Consider the following 21,155-nt stretch of genomic DNA (forward strand, 5'->3'; position numbering starts at 1 on the left):
GGGGATACGATGAAAGTAGTTGAAAATATAGACCAGCTATATTTGAAAGAGAATGTTGAATATAACAGACAACAATTAAAAGAAGAATATATAGGAGATACAGAAATATTGCAGCAACTAGGCTTCAACACTGGAAAAGAAAATTCTTTTAATGCACATAAATGGTTTTTTTATAATGAATATGCTAGGTCTAATAGTTCTATAGATTTTGGCATATTGTATGATATGAAAAAAACAGGGATTATTTCAAAAAATGAGATAAATATGGTGAAGTGTTATGCATTGGACCTAATAGATAAAGGTTATGCCAATACTACAGTATCAGGAAAGGTAAGAATACTGAGTTATATAATTCATGATACTAGCAATTTTAAAATAAATATAATAAAAGGAGAGGAGGGAGAAAATCTATTAGAACAGGTACTAGAAGAACGAATAGAAAATAATGTTGATATTGGTAGTATAAGGGATTATTTTTGGTTTCTTGAGTATAACAACGTATTAGATGAAAAAAGTAAAGAAGTAGCTGAATTATTAAATGATATAGAATTTGAAAGAGAAGATTATCGTAGAGATTTACCATCAAATAAAGATATTTTAAGTTTCGAGTATTATATCAAGAAATTTTATCAAGAAGAAACGAATGAGGTAATGAGATATTTCTTTTTTCCAGTATTATTGTGGTGGAAGATAACAAATATTATTCCGATGCGACCCAGTGAATTTACTTGTAGAATTAAAAAGGATTGTTTAGTAGAAGAGGATGGAGATTTTTATCTTGTTATAGATAGAGTAAAGAGGTCACGTATAAGGAATAAAAGAGATAAACCTAGATTACCCTTTTTATCAAAAATAAAAATAACGGAAGAAATATATAAATTAATAGAAGAATACCAAAAGTTAACAGAATTCGATAGTAAGAGGAAAACATTACTATCATATGAAGGTGAGCGTGTTTTTTCGAAAGAACTTATAAAGCGAGGTGTTCAGGTTGTTGAACATAAGGAAGAACGGTATATAGATACTTATGTTATAAGAGATTTGAATACACTAATAAATAGTTTTTATGAGGCGGTTATAATTAATAAGTATAATTATAATCAAGTGAGGCAAAGATTAAAGCCTGGTGATACTAGGCATTTGGCATTTTGTTCGCTTATGTTACAAGGAGTACCTCCTATTGAAATTGCTCTTTTAGGAGGACATACACATTTAATCTCTCAAAATCATTATGTAGGACATGCTAAATATTATATAGAATCTGAAATCCTTGATTATGTTTCAAGTCGAACAGCAAGAGAAGATATTTCGATTCAGGGCCTTAAAACGGTGATTTTTACGAAATCTTTAGAACCTCCGATAGCATTAGAAAAGTTACAACCAACTGATGATGGTGTGGGTTACTGTACAGTTGATTTGAGCCAAGAAATAGATGTATGTGAAAGTGATAGAACATGTATACTTTGCTCAAAATGGTGGTGTTTACCTACTAATCATAGCTATGTAAAAACTAAAGAGTATATTGAAAGTAACTGTATACAGCCATTAGAAGATATGTTAAAAAATGAAGAAGAACTACTTAGAAAGTTATTGAAAGAGAATAGGTTGATAAGTGTTGCGGGGTTGGAAGAGTTAGAAAAGAAGTATGAAGAAGAGATAAAAAATAAAACAATGATTATTAAAAGTAGAGCTGATGAAATATTAAGTTTAAGAAAAAAATTAATTGACCTTAGGTTCAACGAGGAAGTTATTAAAAGGGATAAAACCAATGAGAAGAGGCAAACAATATGGCTAGACCAAGAACAAAAGTAGATGAAGAAGAAGTAGACGAAATAATTAAATTAAAATTAGAGAAATTGGGGGGGGTTAAAAGTAAATTAACATATAACAATGTATGGGGATTTAATAAAGAAATTGCCAATAAGCAACAACATAAGCGTAGCAATGGAAAGATGTTTACACTATACGGATATCAATTTTGGGCTGCTGAGTATAAGGGCGAACCATATTTAGGAAAAAGGAGAATAGATGAGATTAAAAATGAAGATGCATTTATTCTAGCTGGAAAAGAATATATAGCACAGATGCAAGATGTCTATATATTAGTAGATCGATATGCTAGAAGCCCAAAAGTCTTAAGAGAACGGATGGCAAAGCTTTTGGAAAATGATAGAATAAGAATTAAATTTTTAGAACAAGAAGTTAAGATGTTAAGAGAAAAACTAAAGACGTCAGAAGATAATCTCTATAAATTTCAAAAAGGATTTGGGGAATTGTTTTATAAGAGTAAGGGTGCTAAGAATTCGCTGAAAAACGTTATGGCATTAAATAAATCAGAAGATCCAATAATAGTGGACGAACTAAAAGGCATGTTTAATAACGACATAAGTAGGTTTGAGGAGGATAATGAATTTGATGATATTGGAAATAAAGTAGTAATACCATTGGAAGTTAAAAATAAAAGGAGAGATGAGTTGGAAAAAGAGGGATTTTAAATATAAAAATATTATATTAAAGGTGCCTCTTATAAAACTATAGGAGGCATTAGCCTTATAAGGCTAGAAAGATAGATTTAAGATTGTATAGGACTTTATAATATTTGAAGGGATATAGCCTAGAGTGATATCAAAAAGCTATCAATTATGTTTTGCTGTTAAAGTCTCCCATATTTTGAGTGAATCTATTTCCAATAAATTAGCTAGCTCTAGTATTTGGAAGAGGTTTAGATGATTTTCTATCCCTTCTTCAAGTTCTTGAATATAATGATAAGGGACCCATAACCTCTCAGCAATTTGAAAGAGTGTTAATTTTTTATTTTCGCGTACTTGTTTTAAAGATTTACCTAACGTAATTAGTATGTAGTGTTGACGGTGTTTTTCAAAAACATAGTAGAACTCTCTAACATACGTGCTACAATCATCAGAGATATTACCTATATCAGGGATATGTTCAGTGAGTAGATTCTTATATTGGTACATTATATTTACAGGTATATTTAACTTTTCTTCTTTCATAGAACAAGATTCTAAAAAAAGTGTAAGGATATCTTGTAAAGAATTGATTATTTCACGAGATAAATACTTTTGAGCACAAGGCTCTGATAAGACTTCTTTTACATACTGTATTTTAAAACTTAATGTCATGTTGCTCTCCTAAATTACTATGTTGTCAAAAATATTTTATCATTATAAACCTATAGATTCAATAGAACTTTGTGTTTCTGTATGTTTAAATGGATAATTGGTATATTCAGACTGGATGATAATATGAGTTTTGACTATACAGTTATAGGTAAAAGAATAAAAAAGATTCGTGAAAAACAGGGATATACACAAGAAAAGGTTGCAGAAACCTTAGGAGTGTCTAGTGCATATATTAGTAAGATTGAAATAGGAAAAACAAGTCTTAGTATTGAAACACTGGCAAGTATTTGTGAGTGCTTAGAGATTTCTCCAATTTTTGTTTTAACGGGTACTTTACCTAAAAGTGAGGATTACTTAAGGAATGATATTGAAATGATGCTAAGAGAGTGTTCACCAGAAAAGATACAGTTAATTAGTGAAATTGTTCTAAAAATTGTTGAATATAAAGAATGATAAATTAAAAAATCAGGTTAAAAACTCCCCTATAAAGTAGAGTATAAAAAAGACTATATAACATTTAAAAGATGATTTCTGCATCCTACAGGAGTCACCCTTTTTTATGTCCATCGTGATCTTAAATTATTGTATTTATATCAAGTGATGTAGCATTACTTAAAGCGTTATACTTATCTACTTTTGAGGCTACCCTCAAACATTATTACGAGTTCTCAGTTATATTGTCTAAACTACGTAGAGGGGAATCTGTTTCTTTGTAGTTTGAAAAATCGATAGATAAGACGCTTTAAGTAATGTTGTATCATTTGAGAAAATGTTCCTTTGACAATAGCAATCATTTAGATTTATATCACAGACACCTTTCTAACATTAAATGAAAAATTTAAAACGGAGATAATAGCATGTTAGTTAATCTCCTAGCTTTTCATTGTACTAGGATAAGGCCTTTCTATTTTTGGTATAACTTCTATCATACATATGTAATCAGTTTGGGGACGATAGATGGTCTTTAAATCGTTGGTAAAATATAAAGGTACAGTGGTAACCAATCAAATGAACTGACTAAATATTTGTTGTTTGAATAAATAGATATAAAGCTTAGTTGTAAAATGAAGTTGAACTAAATAAAAAATCCATAGGGATTTATCCTGTGTTAAGATTGAATCACCACACCACAACTTTAACAAGAAAGGATTAATCACTATGGACTACCCTAATAATACTATAAATCCACGTAAACATAAACACCTAAGCTTTGAAGAACGTATGACTATACAGATTCGATTAAAAGATGGCTATTCTTCTTATAAGATTGCTAAAGAGCTAGGTCGTGCTTCCAATACTATTCGCAATGAAATTGCTAGAGGAACCGTTACTCAAATTAAACATGGTCATAAGGTAGAGGTTTATCTTGCGGATGCAGGAGAAAACATCTACTTACAACATCGCAAGTATTGTTGCCCTAAACTCAAACGTCTATCCTGTAGTGATTTTATATCCTACGTTTGTACCACAATGAAATCGAGAAACTGGTCTGTGGATGCTATCGTTAATCAGCTTTTCAAGCCATCTCAAATGGTTTGCACTAAAACACTTTATAACTATATTGATTTAGGTCTACTAGAAATACGAAATGTCGATCTTCCGATGAAGTTTAGAAGAAATACCAAGCCTCAACGTAACCGTATAAACAGACGTATTCTAGGCACAAGTATCGAGGAACGACCAGTTAGTATTGATTCTAGGGAAGAATTTGGCCACTGGGAGATAGATACTGTCATTGGTACAAAAGATAAGAATGATAGTGTTCTTCTCACTTTAGCTGAACGCAAAACTAGACATTATATTGTTCGTAAAATTGCATCTAAGACTTCTCATGCTGTTTTAACAGAACTAGCCAATCTAAAAACTTACTTTGGAGAACAATTTAACCACGTCTTCAAAAGTATTACCAGTGATAATGGTCAAGAGTTTGCAGAACTCTCCAAAGTAGAACAGGAATCTGCTGTAAAGGTCTACTTTACACATCCATATGCCTCCTGTGAACGTGGAACCAATGAAAGGCACAATGGTTTATTAAGACGATTCATCCCAAAAGGTGTAGCTATAAATGGTTATAGCATTGATGAGAGTGCTTTTATTGAAGAATGGTGTAATACCCTTCCTAGAAAGCTGCTTAATTATCGTACAACTGAGGAACTATTTGAGGATGAATTGGATGCTATATATGCTGTATAAATTCTGTGGTGAAATAAAAAACACAGTTAGTTCAACTTGTTATTACAATTTGGGAAATAGATATAAAAATGATTACTAAAATAAGCATTTACCTAGAAGTGTTGATAAATTTATACTGCTGTTTAATTTCTTTGGTGGTTAGGTTCTATATATTTAATTTTATTATATCTACTAAGTATATTTATAGCTTTATCTGCATTTTCTGGTGAGGAACATTTAAGTATATAAGCATTTATTGATTTTAAATATCCAGAAACATAGATATCTGTGAAACGATATTGAGTTTTAAGGATATTTAGATATGAATTTATTAATATATCACTATCAATTTTTATTATTATTTCATCAGTTTTTGCTTGAAACGTATCAAGGGAAGAAGATATATTTAAATTATTATCAGATAGTGGAGTTCTTTTTTCTTTAATATGTTTAGTGAAGCTATTTAAATTAGGACAAATTACAGCTTTATAAGCATTTATCATGCCACCACATAATACTTTATTAGATAAAGAGTCTAGTAAAGTTACATTATGAATATTAGTGATAATATCTTTGACTTCTACAGGAGATAGACTTGGGTTTTGTGACCATACCATCCCACATATAGCAGTTACATATGCTGTAGATATTGAAGAACCACCCAGATACTCATAGGTATCATAAGGCATTGTACTTATAATATGTGTCCCAGGAGCAGCTATGTCTGTAGGACCGCCATAATTTGCGTTATTTAATAAGTTGCCGTCAGAATCTATACTAGTTACCACTATGGAATTTTGATTATAATAGCAAGCAGGATATTCAGGAGAGACTTCTAAATCATTGCCTGAATTACCTGCTGAAATTATAAATAATATATCAGTAGCCTTAGCCATTGCTTCTTGCTCTGCTTTAGAGGGAGTAGTACCACCAAAACTACAATTTATTATTTTAATGTTATTTGCTTGAGCATATTCAATAGCTTCGATAAATGCAGCGATTGATTTTGTATATGTTGTTCCGGTAGTTAATTGTCTTCCTAAGGTTTTTAATGATATGAGGTTGGCATTTGGGAGTATTCCAGCGATACCCTCATTATTATTTGATATCGCACCAATAACGCCAGAAATATGAGTGCCATGACCACGTACAGCAGTATAAAAATCCTGATGCATTTCATTTGTTGGAAATGTATCTTTAATATTGTGTGAAAAATTATAACTTAATTCAAGATTTATTATATCAGTTAAATCTCGATGTTCGTAGTATACGCCAGTGTCAGCAATTCCAATTTTTATGGAGTTATTAAAAGGATATTTCCACACGGGAGCAATGTTGATATCTAGGCCCGTAGATTTGTTTAACAATGCCCATTGTTCATTAAACAGAGGATCATTAGGTTCATTTATTTGTTGAGCAATTATACAAATAATGGTATTATTGGTAGTAAAACTGGAGGACTTTATTCTTATATAGTAGGTCTTGTTTGCTAATAAGGTAGCAGCTAAAGTTGTAGTTTTAGAAGTGTCATGATTATCTATAATAATCTTTGCTTTACTACTGTCATATAATGTCATATAGGTGTCTTTGCTATATTTACTGATATTAGTGATTTCATAACTTCCTGATATCTGAGGAGTAAACTGACACCAATACTCATCTTGTGTATCTGAAAACTTTATTCCGCGAAATTGAATTAGAAATGTTCTAGACGTTTCATTATCAGTAGAAGTACTTGAGAGAATAGATGCCTGAATGCTTATAGGTAATGTTATAAGAATGAATAGTAAACATATTAATTTATTGGTAAAGTTGGATGTATAGTTTAACATAATTTATTCAATCACCTTTCTTAGAGATATATGAGTAGAAAAAATAAAACCTTCATTTAAATGAAGGTTTTATTTTTTTCATGCTTATTTAAATAGGTTAAAAACCAACATGATTGAAAAATAAGTAAGTATTCCTAGAATAAATATTATTATATAAGTCATATTTTTTTTCATTTCAACCTCTTAATATAATAAATTTTCTTTTTTTATTAAAGAATTAATTATATTATACAGGAATATTAAAAAATTAGAAGCCTGTACCTCCGCCTCCATGTACACGACCGCTTGAGGAAATATGGATAGAACTTACATTTGGATTGTCATTATAGTATTTAAGGGCTATTGCCACCCATTCTCCAGCGGAATGGCCTGTAGCATAAATAATAGTTCCATCAACGATATATCCAACTAGGACACCTGCTAAAAAGATTACAACTTCACTAACTTGTGGGGCTCTATCATCTTCAATAGATATCACTGTAGTTTTATCTACGGAAGTAGTTTCACTTGCAAATACACTAAGAGGTGCTATAGAGTTGGAAGCTAATAATAATGTTAATGCTATAGATGTACGTTTCATAAATTTTTTCATTGGTAAACCCTCCTAAAATTTAATTGTTTATAATTTTCGAAAATTAAAACTAGTTAAAATATAAATCCAATATATAAAAAAGTCAATGATATTTGTAAAAAAAGATAATATATTAAAAAAATTACAAAATTTATCAGTTAAATTCTTATATTATTGCTAAATAATTCATAAACATAATTTGTTAATATATTAAAATAATTACCAAATTATAATAATATAATATTAGATTGATATTTTAAAAAATGGTTAAATTGTTAATATAAAAATTAAAAAATAAGGTATATTGAAAAATAATTAAATACTGAGCACATAATAAATTTTGTAAATAAAAGCATTGTATCAAATCAAGTATTTTTTACTTAGGTATGCTCACAAAAACGTTATATAACAAATTATTAAGAGACATAAATATATATAAATAAACCAAATAGGTAATATAGTAATATGTGTTAACTAATTACTTAATATAGAGCGATATAGTATATTAATAGTTTAAGATTTTGTCTATCAATCCGAGAATTTGTTTAAATATATAAAATATTTTAACATTATTATGGTATAATATAGAAAATGAAAAATATTAGGTGGGGAGATGAGGTTATGCCATATGAATTAGACTTTATTGGAGTAAATAAAGAAACAAAAGACGCAGATGCTGTTGGGATAAGATGGGAGATAACAGAAGGTAATTATGTTATTGGAGTATTTGATGGGGGATTTCAAAAACATGGTGAAGCATTAAAAAATATAATCAACAACTATTATTTGAAAGATAAAACAAAAAAAGTCTTAGATTTTGTCATATGTTCTCATTCTGATCAAGATCATGCATCTGGATTAATAGAAATACTTAATAATTTTGAAGTTAAGGATTTGTATATGAATAGGCCATGGCTATATGCGAAAGAGTTAATCCCATATGTCGATGATGGGAGAATTACAGAAGAGAGTTTAAAGAAAAGATTAAAGGAAAAATATGTGTATATTGCTGAATTAGAAGTAATAGCCCTTAATAAAGGGATAAAGATTCATGAAATTTTTCAAGGTGAAGTCATTTGTGATAAATTACAAGTTTTGTCTCCTACAAAAGAATTGTATAAAGAGTTATTAATAGAGTCTAGTAAAACACCATTAGTTAAAGAGCAGACTATATTTGATTCAATTAGAGGGGCGATTGTTGAGTTCTTAAAAAATCTTATAGAATCATGGGATGATGAGAAACTTAAAGAAGATGTAGAAACGACAGCAGAGAATGAAATGAGTACAATTATTTTAGGTGAGATGGAGGAGGAAAGTTTTCTTCTGACAGGAGATGCAGGAATACGAGGTTTAAAGGTGGCATTAGACTATGCAGATACTATATTAAAAGACATAAAGGATAATGTAACAATTTATCAAATTCCACATCATGGAGGAAGGCATAATGTAAGTACTTCGATATTAAACCGACTAATTGGGAATATAGTTGAAGAAGGTAATACTACTAGCAAAAAGGCCTTTGTATGTTCGGGTAAAAATTCAGACCATCCGTTGCAAATGGTAGTTAATGCATTTGTAAGACGTGGTGTAAAAGTTTATAATGCATCAGGAAAAACTATAAATCATAGAAACAAGATTAGTTCTAGAGAAGGATGGTCATCAACAAAAACTCTTGAGTTTAATAAGAATGTTGAGGACTGGGATGATTAAGGGGAAAGAATATGGATAAAATCAAAATTTTTTTTGATGACTTTACTTTTCATGCACGTGTAATGCCTGTTTTAGTGATGCTACTACCGATTATTATTTTGGGGTGCATTAAAGGGATACTTACAAATGGATTTATGGATACAACATTATATATTACTATTTTCGTTATATGCTTGACAGTAATGTCAAAAATGGCAAGAAATAAAGGGAAAGCATATGAAGCAAAAATGTATAGTGATTTGGGTGGAAAACCAACAACAATACTTATGCGATTTAGTGATACTAACATAAACAATGTATCTAAGAAAAAATATCATGAACGATTAAATCAAAGATTAGAGGGGATTAATTTACCATTGTCTAGTGAGGAAGAAACAGAAGAATCAGATTTACTATATGAAGCTACTATAAATTGGTTGAGAAATCATGCAACGCATAATCGTAAAGAAGAGTTTAGGGTACAACAAGAATTAAAGGAATATAACTTTTGGAGAAATATGTATGGAATAAAGTATATAGGATTAGTTCTATATATTTTGATTGGAATTCGGGAGTATTTTATGATAGAAGAGTTTAATATTAATGCTATGATTAAATCTCCATATCCTCAGTATATAGCACTTTGGTGTATAATAATAAGTATAGTAGTAATTGTTTTTGGAGTAAACAAGAAAACCGTAAAAGATAAGGCTTTTGACTATTCTAAAACATTAATTGAAGTTTGTGAGAGATTGTAAAAGTAAATAGTAGAACTGTTGTAGTAAATTTGACTCTAATATAAAGGGTATTTTAAACGTTATTAGATAAAGGGAAACATTATTTACATTTTATGTAAGTAACCATATCTCGTTCTTCTACAATGAAACTTACTTCACAAAGAAGGGTACTATTACTAATATCCTATTTGTACTTAGGTGAAAGATAGAATAAGGTTGGATATCGATATAAGCTGAAATATATAAGAATTAAGGATGATAAGGAGAAATTAATGGAAGGAATATTATCAAACCTTTTAGAGTATTTAGATGGTCACTTTTGGGATTATAAACAGTCATCTACTAACTTTACATATATGGGATTAATACTGGATTATTATTTTGAGGATTCTGTGTTAAATATAGATTATTTAAGTATAAATGATTATTTTACTGAACATAAACTTATGTATAGTGAGAATAAGAGGCTTGCAGAACAAATAGAAGGTATATTAAAAGAGAATCAGCTCATGTTTATTCAGTGTATCTTAAATATTCTTAAGGTTACTCATAGAAATAGAGAAGAGGCTAAAATGATTTTAGATAAGAGTATACACTATTTGCAACGTAACAATGTACATGTGAATAATGTATCTAATGATATAATTGAGCTTTCATTAGATAATACTTTAGGTAAAGGGTCTTATTGTATAGTTTCAAAATATACTGAAGGAATTGTAAAAAAGGAATTGTTGCCCCACAATAAAAGTGATGAGAAATTAAGGAAAAGATTAAGATATGAATATGAAAATACTAAGAAGTTATGTGGCTGTCCTAATATAATTACAGTATATGAACTTACTGAAGACGAGAATAGTTACTTACTTCAAGAAGCTGAAATGGATTTGTATGATTATTTAAGTTCACAAATATCTTTATCTAAAAAGATACGACTAAAAATAATCGATGATATATTGCAAGGAATTAAGTTTGCACATGATAATAACATAATACACAGAGATTTGCACCTAGGAAACATACTTAAAATAGGAAACACTTTTGTAATAAGTGACTTTGGATGGAGTAAAGATATTTCTATAGTAAGAAGCTTAAAATCTTCAGCTACTGAAAAGAATAATCATATATTTATGGACCCATTGGCAGCAGGCGATCTTACTAAGATGGATTTTCAGACAGACATATATTCATTAGGTAAGATAATAGAGTTTGTCTACAATTATTTTGATAAACAAGATGAGACTATGAATTTAATAGTTACTAAGTGTACTACCCGTGACAAGAGAAATAGATATAGATGCGTTGATGAGATAATAGAGGAAATACATCTAATACTAATGGAAATAGACGAACAAGAAGTAAAGAAGCAGATAGATGTCAATTTAAAAGAATCTATATTAACATCCAGAGAATTAAATTATATAAAGAAGTTACTTGCAAATAATGAACTATGTAATTACATTGTTAAACATAAGTTGAGTGACTTTGGAAAAGTGATTTTAAAAATCCCAGAATTAGAGAGAGTTAGGGTGTTAAATAATATTAATGAGAATTATGCTACTTCAACAGGTTATGGAGGTTTTGCTAATTATGATATTTATGGTGATATTAGCTATTATATCTATGAACATAGTGAGAATACTAATATCAAGCATATCTCAAAGGAGATATTAGAAGGGTGTGCAAGTTATCGTTTTCATTCAAATAGTTTATTAGAGTTAATTAATAAAAAGATTATGTAGGAAAATAAGATATGAACTAAAATACTTTTTGTAATATGTATGGTAAAGACATGTGAAGTATACTAGTCAAAAAAATATAGATCATAATATATTTTGATACTATAGTAGTTCATAAAAATCGGTACACTTAACTAGATTCAAAATATTAGTAGCTACTTATAATAAACTTACTTTGAAAGGAGCTTGTAATGAAATACTTATTATTAGATACAAATATATTTTTAAATATAATTGTTAATAGAAGGAAAGATATTAATCAGTCATTAATAGAAAATTTCATGAAGCTTTTAGAATATGGAGAAGTTAAGTTAATAGTTCCTTCTTTAATTAGGCATGAAGTTTATAAACACCTTGAACAAGAAATTGATAAAGTAAAGGGTGAAATAGAATCTAACATTAAGTCATTAAGTAATATATACTGGATTAATGGGTTAACTGATACTAATGGAAATATAGATATAGAAGCTATAAAAAAAGAAGCTATGGCTCCTTTACAGACTACTTTAAGTACATTTGAGCGAAAGGTTAGTGATTATAAGAAGTCATCTAACTTATTATTGGATAAGATATTTCAATCTGAAAATACAATTATTATTGCAGATGATCATGTATTAATTACTAAAGCACTTCAACGACAAATATACAAAAAGGCACCTTGTCATATTGAAGGAAAAAATTCGATAGGAGATGCCTTGATTATCGAAGTCTTGATTAATCTTCCTAATTACATTCCTAATATAGTTGAAGATGATGTTAATAGCATAGTTTATTTTGTCACTGATAATTATAAAGATTTTTCTAGCGGAAAAGAAGCTTCACTAAGAGAACTCTTGCATCCTCATATTTCTAACGACTTAGCTTCAAATTTTCCTCAAATGAAATATAAATATTTTACTAGCCTTAGCAAGTTAATCTCTATAGACCTACAGGAAGAAGTCAAAAATGCCCAACTAAGCGAAGAGTTTACACGAAATTTAAAGGAAGAAGAACATATGGCTGAATGTGAGTATTGGGATCAATATGAAGAAAACATACGTGAGGCTTGTGGTTTACCTTCTTTAGATTCTTTTGATTATATCCTTGAACAAACGTTAGAGCGTCACAATGGCGTGAATGAACTACTAACGATTTTCGAGTCTATCAATGAAACATACACAAAACTAGAAGAGGAACTAAGTGAATACTATGATATTATAGATAACCTTCAATCCTTAAAAAATACGCCTGATGAGATATCTATGGTTGAAAAGTTTAATCAGTTTCTAGTTTCATTAAAAGAGAGAGATCATTGCTACAACTTAGAAGATGTCATAGATTGGATCGAATATAAGAAAGGGTTTATCGAAATGGATTACTTTTCAGCAAAACTCCCCGATAATTTTGTACTCGGTGAAGATGTTTGCATTACACTTATTAATTCTGAGAATCTTTACCTTCATTGGGAAAATACCAATATCATTCCTAGTAATGGTGATCAAGATTATATTGAATTAGAGTGCTATCATAATCCACAAAGCATACTATCTTGTGGCTCAATAGAAGTAGATTATGGCTTTGGTGAACTAGATAATGAAGGTGCGATAGGTGATGCCTCTGATTACCGTATTGATATACATTTTTCAGATGTTATAGCCACAGTTAAAGATTCTCATGAGAAAATAATAGAACTTAGTAATATACATAGAATATACTTAAATTTTCTATCTAAAGATTTTATTTAATTTAAATAATAAAGCCACTTTCAGCTGAAAGTGGTTTTATTTATGTGGTATAAATGTGTATTTTTACTGAAATTTTATTTTTATGAACACAAAGTCTAGTATTTTCAAGAATACTTATAGTATGTATAGTGATAATATCTTAAGTTCAAAACCTTGAGAATACTATATGGTAACTTATTGAAGGTACTTTTATACTTTATAACACGGTATTGCAAGAAGCACACATATTTTCATTGGTTCAGTTCCTCCACTTTATGCCTGGCTTACAAAGCGATTTAGTAATATTTCCAATTCATCTAAGGCATCCTTGACTTCATCAAATTTCTTATGTTTATACAGAAAACAGTACACATCGGTTATTCTGTGATTAAATGCTTCTATTAATTCATAGGGTAAGGTCGTTTCATTAAAATCTAATGAATATGTATCTTGCCATACGGAATACCTGCCTAAAAATTGCATGATACTATAAATATATTGGTATGGTTGATTTTGATATTTTACCAAGTCATCTACTAACCATTTAAGTTGAGATGGACATTCAGTTGTTTTTATATGTTCAATATACTCATTATCACTTACTTGTTCTTGTTGTATCATTACTGAAAGCCTACGTAAGTAACTATAGCCCATCCTTCTAGCGTGAAATTCACTCCACAAAGAAAAGGTGCTATTATTAATATCATAATATCCTGTACAGTTATTATAGCTTGCAAAATTGAAATAATCCTGTGCGTGCGTTAGTTCGTGAATTATAGATCCTAGGAACGTGCTGCCTTCATCAAGGACTTTGTTACAGATTAATATAGTAATTGGTTCATGGAGTGAATTAGGCAGTATCAAAGTTCCATTTAAGCAGGAAATAAAATCCTTATTTTCCAAAACGGAAGTTCGCATACTTTCCGATATGGATAGTTTTAGTTTTCTAGTAAATATATTATCAACAAACTCCACCTGACACTCTATTGGAGTAAATCTAGTTTCATAGTAAAATAACTCAACTACATTTTTTACCATTTTAACAATTGAGTCATTAGCTCCTTTAATGATCATAAAATTCCTCCTATATAGTAGTAGTTGGTAAGTATAATTTTAGTATACTAGTCTTGTTATGAAAAATTTGTCGTATATTGGTTTGAAATAGTAGTTTGACTCTTAAATTTTTCAAAGTTTGCAGAAGTATACTGTTTGAGGATGATTTAAAGAGGGAAAATATATTTAGTGGTAGGCTAACATATAGTGATTTTATTAATTAAAACTGCAAAATAGTCCAGTTTTCTATAATAAAGCTAAAACAAAGTTATAGAAAACAAAGATATTGCCTAAAAACCAATGATTTATAGTTTTATATAACTTATTTCATAAAGATACACTTGATGAAATAGAAAAAGCACATCAAGATATCTATAATATCTTACTTCAAGTCATGGACTATGCAACGCTTACAGACAATAAGGGGTGCAAGGCTGACTTTAGAAATGTTATTTTAATTATGACATCTAATGCAGGTGCTTCAAGAATAGGTAAAAACCTTGTGGGATTTGGTGAAAGAAAGATTCAAGGAGAAGCAATTAATGATGAAGTTAAGAAAGTATTTTCTCCTGAATTTAGAAATCGTTTATCAAGTATTATTGCATTTAATCATATTACAGAAGATATGGCATTATTAATTGTACGAAAAGAGCTTAGTAAGCTTAAAAAAGTGGCAAAAGAAAAAGGAATTAAACTAAGCTTTAATCAAAAATGTATAGAATATATAGTCACAAAGGGAATTTCTGCGGAGTATGGAGCACGAGAAATTTCACGTTTAATAGAAAGTAAAATAAAGCCTCTTTTGGCACAAGAAATTTTATTTGGAAGTTTAAATGAAGGTGGAAGTTGTAAAATCAGTTTAGTAGAAGAAGAGTTTAAAATAAAAGTTAATTAAGATAAGGAAATCGATAGACTGTAATGGATGTACTGTCTATCGATTTTTTGTTGTAGAGAAATAAGTTACATTTATAAATCTATTTTAAAATAGGTTTAATAAATAATAATAACCATGAGGTGTATTTAGCACTTGTATTTTTTAAAAAATTACAAAAATTACTATTAAATGTTTAGCTTTTGTATTAAAATAATAAATAATTAAAAAAAAAGTAAAAATGTAAGATTGTGTAATATTATAGTAGGTTATGGGAGAAGGAAAAAATGAAAGAGTTTCTAGATAAAATAAGAGATAGAATTTTAATTGTTAATGCTGAGGGTAAAATAGAATTTTGTAACAAATGCTTACTAGAAGACTTACAATACACATTATCTGCTTATCAAGAGAAGAAACTAGATAAATTCCTGATTCCAGGAGAAGTAAAATTTATAAGTTGGGAAGAGTTATTAAGACTTGGGCATACTAAATTTTTAGTAATTCTGAGGAATATAAATGATGAGGAAATAAGTTATGAAGGTATATTAAATATAGGGAAATGGAACGAAAAGCAAATATATTATATTATTTTGAGAGAAAAAGAACCCATATATAATGTAAAAGAGCTAGAAAAATTATTAGATAAATTACCTTTTGTAGTGTGGCTTAAAGATCAAGAAAAAAAGTATAGGTTTGTAAATGAATGCTTTATTAATAAAGCATCAGCACTAACACAGCACTTAGAACGAAGCAGTATACTAGGAAAGAATGATGAAGACATCTGGAACCAAGAATTTACTCGTATTATTCAAGAGGGAGAAGATGAACTTCTAATAAAAAAAGAGGCAATTTGTTATGAGAAAGTTATAGAAATAGACAATAAACAGAGATGGTATCAATTTAATTTTATTCCTATTACAAGTAGTTCAGGCCAGGTCCAGTACATTTTGGGTATGAGAGAAGAGATAACACTATATAAAAAAATGGAGCGTCAGCTAGATAAAAATTATTATAAAGAGTATATGAGAAATAAATTGTATACCCAAGATATAGAGCTTGGAAGTGAACACATTAAATACTTATATCAGATGAAGGGGATTAATGGAAGTATTCAAGAAGTATTAGAAGAAATTGAGGCAGATGGCATCATTATAGGTATTTATAATAAAGCTAAAAATAGTTTATACTGTACATACAAAGAAGGAATGGAATCTTGTGAGTTAGATTTAATGGATGAAATTAAATTAACTAATAGTTTTAGAGATGAAATGATAAGTGGAGATAACTTATGGGGCATAAAATTAGCACATGACTATTATAAGTACATAGACATTGAACAGAGAGAGGCATTCAAAGTAAAAGATTTAAGCTATCTAGGATGTTATCCTATAGTGCTAGAAGATGAGCTTTTAGGAATCCTTATCTGTAGCTATAGTAACTTAGCTAATACTAATCCAAGTAGGGAAACACAAATTTTCAAGATTTCAAGACAACTGGCATTAATTATACAGAATGAGGTATTAACAAAAGTTGTCAAGAGAGAACTAGAGAAGCGAGAAGAATTAGAAGAAGAATTACAAAACTTTGCAGAAACTGCAAGTGACCTTATGGCCATAATAGCAATGGATGGACGTATTGAGAAGGTAAATGGAGCATGGGAATCTGTATTAGGTTGGACACCTAGTGAACTGATAGGACGCCCTTCTAACGAGTTTGTTTATAGAGAAGATCAGCAACACTTTTTCGAAAAAAAATTTTGTATAAACAATAAGCGCGCTGTAAGAGGGATTATATGTAGAGGGTATTGTAAAAATAAAAGTTATAAATGGATTGAGTGGAGTATAAAATATACTAGTAATAAGCAGTATTATGTCTGCACAGGTAGAGATATCTCAAAGCAAAAAGAACAGGAAGAGGCAAGAAAAGTCTATGAAGAGGCACTGCAAATAGAAAAAATAAAAAGTGAATTTTTTGCTAATATGTCACATGAATTCAGAACACCACTTAATATTATTCTAGCAACAGTACAATTATTAGAAAAGGGGATAAAACAAGGTCATATCAATGTGCAGCCTAATTTTGATTTGGTGAAATACTTAAGCACGGTTAAGCAGAATACTTATAGAATATTAAGATTATCCAACAACATTATGGAACTAACAAGTATTGATACTGGACATTACAAGATGAAGCTAGAAAATTTAAACATTGTTAATGTCATAGAAGAAACAACTTTATCTGTAGCAGATTACATTGAGAGTAGAGGGATTACTTTACTGTTTGATACAGATGTAGAAGAAGTTATTACAGCATGTGATGCGGAGAAGCTAGAACGTATCATATTAAATATCTTATCTAACTCCGTTAAGTATACATATAGAGGAGGAATAATATCAGTTAATCTCTCATTGCAAGATGAAGGTCTTATAGTAGTAGTAAAGGATACCGGGGTAGGTATTCCAAAAGAAAAGCTTACTACTATATTTAATCCATTTATTCAAGTTGACTCTCTTTTAACCAGAAAGTGTGAAGGGAGTGGAATTGGACTAGCATTGGTTAAGTCACTTGTGAAGATGCATGAAGGAACAATTGATGCGAAAAGTGAATTGGGTAAGGGAACTGAGATGGTCATAAAATTCCCTATTAGAGTGCTTGAGGATAGCGAGGTTGAACCTTTAGAGTTTGAACCTAGAATAGAACAAACCAAAATGGAGTTCTCAGATATTTATAATTTATATTAAAAATTTAGAAACATGTGTTAGAATAAGGTATATTATAATACATAAAAGGAGGCTGATTATGAGTAAATTCTACGTAGAACTAAAAAGAGTGGTAGATGATTCTTATGATATTGAAATAGGGTATAACCTTTTTAATACACTTATTAGAGAGTTAAAAGGAAATTTAGGACAAGGCATTAGCAGATATGCTATCATAACAGACTCAGTCGTAAAAGAATTATATGGTGATAAGCTGTATGAACTAATGCTTAAGGAAGGATTTGATGTAGATTTATTAAGCTTCCCAGCTGGAGAAACTTCTAAAGTAAGACATACAAAGGAAATACTAGAAGATACTATGTTAGAAAAAGGGCATAAAAGAGATAGCTGTATTATTGCATTAGGTGGGGGCGTAGTAACAGACCTGGCTGGATTTGTTGCAGGGACTTTTGGTAGAGGGATTCCTTTTATTAATTATTCAACTACTATTTTAGGTGCTGCAGATGCTTCAGTAGGAGGAAAGACAGCTGTAGATACAGAGCTTGCTACCAATTTAATAGGTCTTATTTATCAACCTAAAAAAGTATATATTGATTTAGCAACTTGGGGCACTTTACCTATTAAACAAGTAAGTAATGGATTAGCAGAGACTATTAAACATGCTTGTATGGCAGATATAGTTTTTTTTGAATTCTTAGAAGAACATATAGCCCAGCTTTTAACCAATGAGGGTGTTACAGAGAAGCAAAAAGAAGTATGTACCCATATTGCTGAAATGAATTGTAAGATTAAGTATGAGGTAGTTAAACTAGATGAAAGGGAAGCAAATTTAAGGCAGATTTTAAATCTAGGTCATACCGTAGGTCGTGCTATAGAAACCTTAAGTGACTATACGCTTTTACATGGTGAGGCTGTTGCTATTGGAATGGCTAGCCAAGTTAGAATAGGACAAAAACTAGGATATATAAGTGAGAAAGAAGCTGATAGGGTTATTGCACTTTATGAAAAAACAGGACTTAGTACTCATATTCCAGCGCATATTACAACTCAGGAACTAGTAAGTAAATTATATACAGATAAAAAGGTAAGAAAAGGGAAAATACGTTTTGTTTTTCAAGAAGGAATAGGTAAGATTAAGCAATATGATGATGAGAACTATTCTATTGCTCTAGAGGAGACATTTATATCTGAAGCTATTGAGGAAATGCGAAATAAATAAGTCCTCCATTTCATTAAACTAAATATGGTACAATAGAGGCATTAAATGTGACGTACATCTGTCATATTTAATGCCTTATATTATAAGTATTAAAAGTAGGACTAAGGAGAATAAAAATGGAATTTATACCAGCAAAGACCATGTTATCCTATGCTAAAGGAGAACATTGGTTTGGAATAGACTATAATATGAATATTTATAAAGGCTGCTGCCATGGATGTATTTATTGTGATAGTCGTAGTAGCTGTTATGGCATAGAAAGCTTTGATGAGGTTAAAGCAAAGAAAGATGCGCTTTTAATACTGCATAATGAACTGAGGCGTAAGGTAAAAACAGGCATTATAGGTACAGGAGCTATGTCAGATCCTTATAATCCATTTGAAAAACAATATGGGCTAACAAGAGGTGCATTGGAACTTATTAATCAATATGGTTTTGGAGTAGCAATTGCTACAAAAAGTCCATTAATTACTAGAGATATAGATATTTTAAAAGCAATCAATAATCATTCACCAGTTATTGCAAAAATAACTATAACTGCTTATAAAGATGATTTGTGTAAAATCATAGAGCCGAGAGTAGCCCTCTCATCTGAAAGATTCAAAGCAATTAAGGCTTTAGCTGAAGCAGGTATTTTTACTGGAGTATTGATGATGCCAGTACTTCCATTTATAGCAGATAATGAAGAAAATATTAAATCAATCGTAGTTAAGGCGGCAGCTTCAGGTGCTAGATTTATCTATCCTGCTATTGGAATGACCTTAAGAGAGAATCAACGAGAATGGTATTTTGAAAAATTAGATCAATATTTCCCGGGAATTAAAGAGGAGTATATTCAGCATTATGGTAATCAATATGAGTGTAGGAGTGTTGATTTTGCTAAGCTTAGAAAGCTATTTGTCAGAGAGTGTGAAAAGTATGGTTTGCTATATAAGATGCCAGATATTATTAAAGCCAGTAGGAAAAATCATGAAGTAGAACAGTTAAGTCTGTTTTAATATAGTATAGAAATAGGCTATAAGATAATACTGATTTATCCAAGTGATGATAGGTATAAAAATAAGCTATAATTGTAAGATTTAAGCCAATGAAGACAAAATATGAAAAGGTAATTTATTTTAAATTATATATAATAAAATCAGTTATAAAAATTAAAACTAAAGGAGAAGGAATATGAATTTTGATAATGACTGTTTTTATTGTGTGAAAGACCATCGTTTAACAGATATTATGATTAAAATCTGTGATCTAGAGGCAAGTACTCTGTATTTATTTAAGGAGCAAACTTATAGAGGTAGATGCTTAGTTGCGTATAAAGAACATAAAAGTGAGCTATTTGATTTAAGTGATGATGAAAGAAATGCCTTTATGAAGGATGTAGCTAGAGTAGCTAAGGCAATGAGTGAAGCTTTTGGTGCTTATAAGATTAACTATGGTGCTTATGCAGATAAGATGACTCATTTACACTATCATATTGTTCCTAAATATGAAGAGGGACCAGGTTTTGGAGGAACTTTTGAAATGATGCCAGAGCCTAAAATACTTTTAAGTGAAGCAGAATATAAAGAACTTATTAGAAGAATTAAAGAAAAACTTTAAGATAGTATAAGGACCTGGTGTACCATGTATTAACTTATGCTATTATAAAGGTGTAACTAAAAGTAGATAGCAATATATGACTTAAGATATTAGCTAAGTATAGTGGAGGA

At 29.9% G+C, this 21,155-nt stretch carries 17 protein-coding genes; 13 read left to right on the top strand and 4 right to left on the bottom strand.

Features of this window, described 5'->3' with window-relative positions:
• The first annotated feature begins 9 nt into the window (after positions 1-9).
• Together QTL86_RS18675 and QTL86_RS18680 are read left to right on the top strand one after the other, a co-directional pair.
• On the top strand, positions 10-1,812 hold the full coding sequence (locus QTL86_RS18675; protein WP_410495701.1) for a hypothetical protein: 1,803 nt from the start codon (positions 10-12) through the stop codon (positions 1,810-1,812).
• A complete protein-coding gene (locus tag QTL86_RS18680) occupies positions 1,788-2,495 on the top strand; it encodes a hypothetical protein (protein ID WP_410495702.1) in 708 nt (235 codons plus the stop codon). Before QTL86_RS18675 ends, QTL86_RS18680 begins: the two co-directional genes overlap by 25 nt.
• A gap of 141 nt (positions 2,496-2,636) precedes the next feature.
• Here the strand turns inward: QTL86_RS18680 and QTL86_RS18685 are convergent, their stop codons facing one another.
• On the bottom strand, positions 2,637-3,143 hold the full coding sequence (locus QTL86_RS18685) for a helix-turn-helix domain-containing protein (protein WP_410495703.1): 507 nt from the start codon (positions 3,141-3,143) through the stop codon (positions 2,637-2,639).
• 81 nt (positions 3,144-3,224) lie between these two features.
• On the opposite strand from QTL86_RS18685, the gene QTL86_RS18690 reads away from it, so the two are divergent.
• Positions 3,225-3,596 carry a helix-turn-helix domain-containing protein gene (locus QTL86_RS18690; protein WP_410495704.1) on the top strand — a complete coding sequence of 124 codons (372 nt, stop codon included), beginning with the start codon at positions 3,225-3,227 and terminating at the stop codon, positions 3,594-3,596.
• 705 nt (positions 3,597-4,301) lie between these two features.
• On the top strand, positions 4,302-5,336 hold the full coding sequence (locus tag QTL86_RS18695) for an IS30 family transposase (RefSeq protein WP_410495705.1): 1,035 nt from the start codon (positions 4,302-4,304) through the stop codon (positions 5,334-5,336).
• Positions 5,337-5,458: 122 nt separating this feature from the next.
• Here QTL86_RS18695 and QTL86_RS18700 read toward each other — a convergent pair whose 3' ends face one another.
• Positions 5,459-7,147, bottom strand: coding sequence for a S8 family peptidase (locus tag QTL86_RS18700; RefSeq protein ID WP_410495706.1), 1,689 nt, complete (start codon positions 7,145-7,147; stop codon positions 5,459-5,461).
• Positions 7,148-7,394: 247 nt separating this feature from the next.
• Positions 7,395-7,739: a hypothetical protein gene (locus QTL86_RS18705; protein ID WP_410495707.1), complete on the bottom strand. Its 345-nt coding sequence runs from the start codon at positions 7,737-7,739 to the stop codon at positions 7,395-7,397.
• Positions 7,740-8,339: 600 nt separating this feature from the next.
• On the opposite strand from QTL86_RS18705, the gene QTL86_RS18710 reads away from it, so the two are divergent.
• The 4 genes from QTL86_RS18710 to QTL86_RS18725 all read left to right on the top strand — a co-directional run bounded on the left by QTL86_RS18710 (position 8,340) and on the right by QTL86_RS18725 (position 13,604).
• On the top strand, positions 8,340-9,428 hold the full coding sequence (locus QTL86_RS18710; protein ID WP_410495708.1) for a hypothetical protein: 1,089 nt from the start codon (positions 8,340-8,342) through the stop codon (positions 9,426-9,428).
• An 11-nt stretch (positions 9,429-9,439) separates the two neighbouring features.
• Entirely contained in the window at positions 9,440-10,165 is a 726-nt protein-coding gene (locus tag QTL86_RS18715) for a hypothetical protein (RefSeq protein ID WP_410495709.1), read from the top strand.
• Positions 10,166-10,416: 251 nt separating this feature from the next.
• The gene (locus QTL86_RS18720) at positions 10,417-11,883 is read left to right on the top strand and encodes a protein kinase domain-containing protein (protein ID WP_410495710.1); all 1,467 of its coding nucleotides are present in this window, start codon (positions 10,417-10,419) and stop codon (positions 11,881-11,883) included.
• 188 nt (positions 11,884-12,071) lie between these two features.
• The gene (locus tag QTL86_RS18725; protein WP_410495711.1) at positions 12,072-13,604 is read left to right on the top strand and encodes a PIN domain-containing protein; all 1,533 of its coding nucleotides are present in this window, start codon (positions 12,072-12,074) and stop codon (positions 13,602-13,604) included.
• Positions 13,605-13,856: 252 nt separating this feature from the next.
• On the opposite strand, the gene QTL86_RS18730 is transcribed toward QTL86_RS18725, so the two are convergent.
• Complete coding sequence (locus QTL86_RS18730) at positions 13,857-14,657, bottom strand: hypothetical protein (protein WP_410495712.1); 801 nt, start codon at positions 14,655-14,657, stop codon at positions 13,857-13,859.
• Between the two features lie 328 nt (positions 14,658-14,985).
• Between QTL86_RS18730 and QTL86_RS18735 the strand changes: the two genes are divergently transcribed.
• The 5 genes from QTL86_RS18735 (at position 14,986) to QTL86_RS18755 (ending at position 21,045) form a co-directional block, all read left to right on the top strand.
• On the top strand, positions 14,986-15,531 hold the full coding sequence (locus tag QTL86_RS18735; protein WP_410497320.1) for an AAA family ATPase: 546 nt from the start codon (positions 14,986-14,988) through the stop codon (positions 15,529-15,531).
• Positions 15,532-15,794: 263 nt separating this feature from the next.
• Positions 15,795-18,248: an ATP-binding protein gene (locus QTL86_RS18740; protein ID WP_410495713.1), complete on the top strand. Its 2,454-nt coding sequence runs from the start codon at positions 15,795-15,797 to the stop codon at positions 18,246-18,248.
• A gap of 58 nt (positions 18,249-18,306) precedes the next feature.
• Positions 18,307-19,446, top strand: coding sequence for a 3-dehydroquinate synthase (aroB, locus tag QTL86_RS18745; protein ID WP_410495714.1), 1,140 nt, complete (start codon positions 18,307-18,309; stop codon positions 19,444-19,446).
• Positions 19,447-19,562: 116 nt separating this feature from the next.
• Positions 19,563-20,444 carry an SPL family radical SAM protein gene (locus tag QTL86_RS18750; protein ID WP_127065034.1) on the top strand — a complete coding sequence of 294 codons (882 nt, stop codon included), beginning with the start codon at positions 19,563-19,565 and terminating at the stop codon, positions 20,442-20,444.
• 175 nt (positions 20,445-20,619) lie between these two features.
• Positions 20,620-21,045 carry an HIT family protein gene (locus tag QTL86_RS18755; RefSeq protein WP_410495715.1) on the top strand — a complete coding sequence of 142 codons (426 nt, stop codon included), beginning with the start codon at positions 20,620-20,622 and terminating at the stop codon, positions 21,043-21,045.
• The last annotated feature ends 110 nt before the right edge of the window (positions 21,046-21,155 follow it).

Origin of the sequence: Cellulosilyticum sp. ST5 (genome assembly GCF_046529625.1) — a bacterium.
Lineage (GTDB): Bacteria > Bacillota > Clostridia > Lachnospirales > Cellulosilyticaceae > Cellulosilyticum > Cellulosilyticum lentocellum.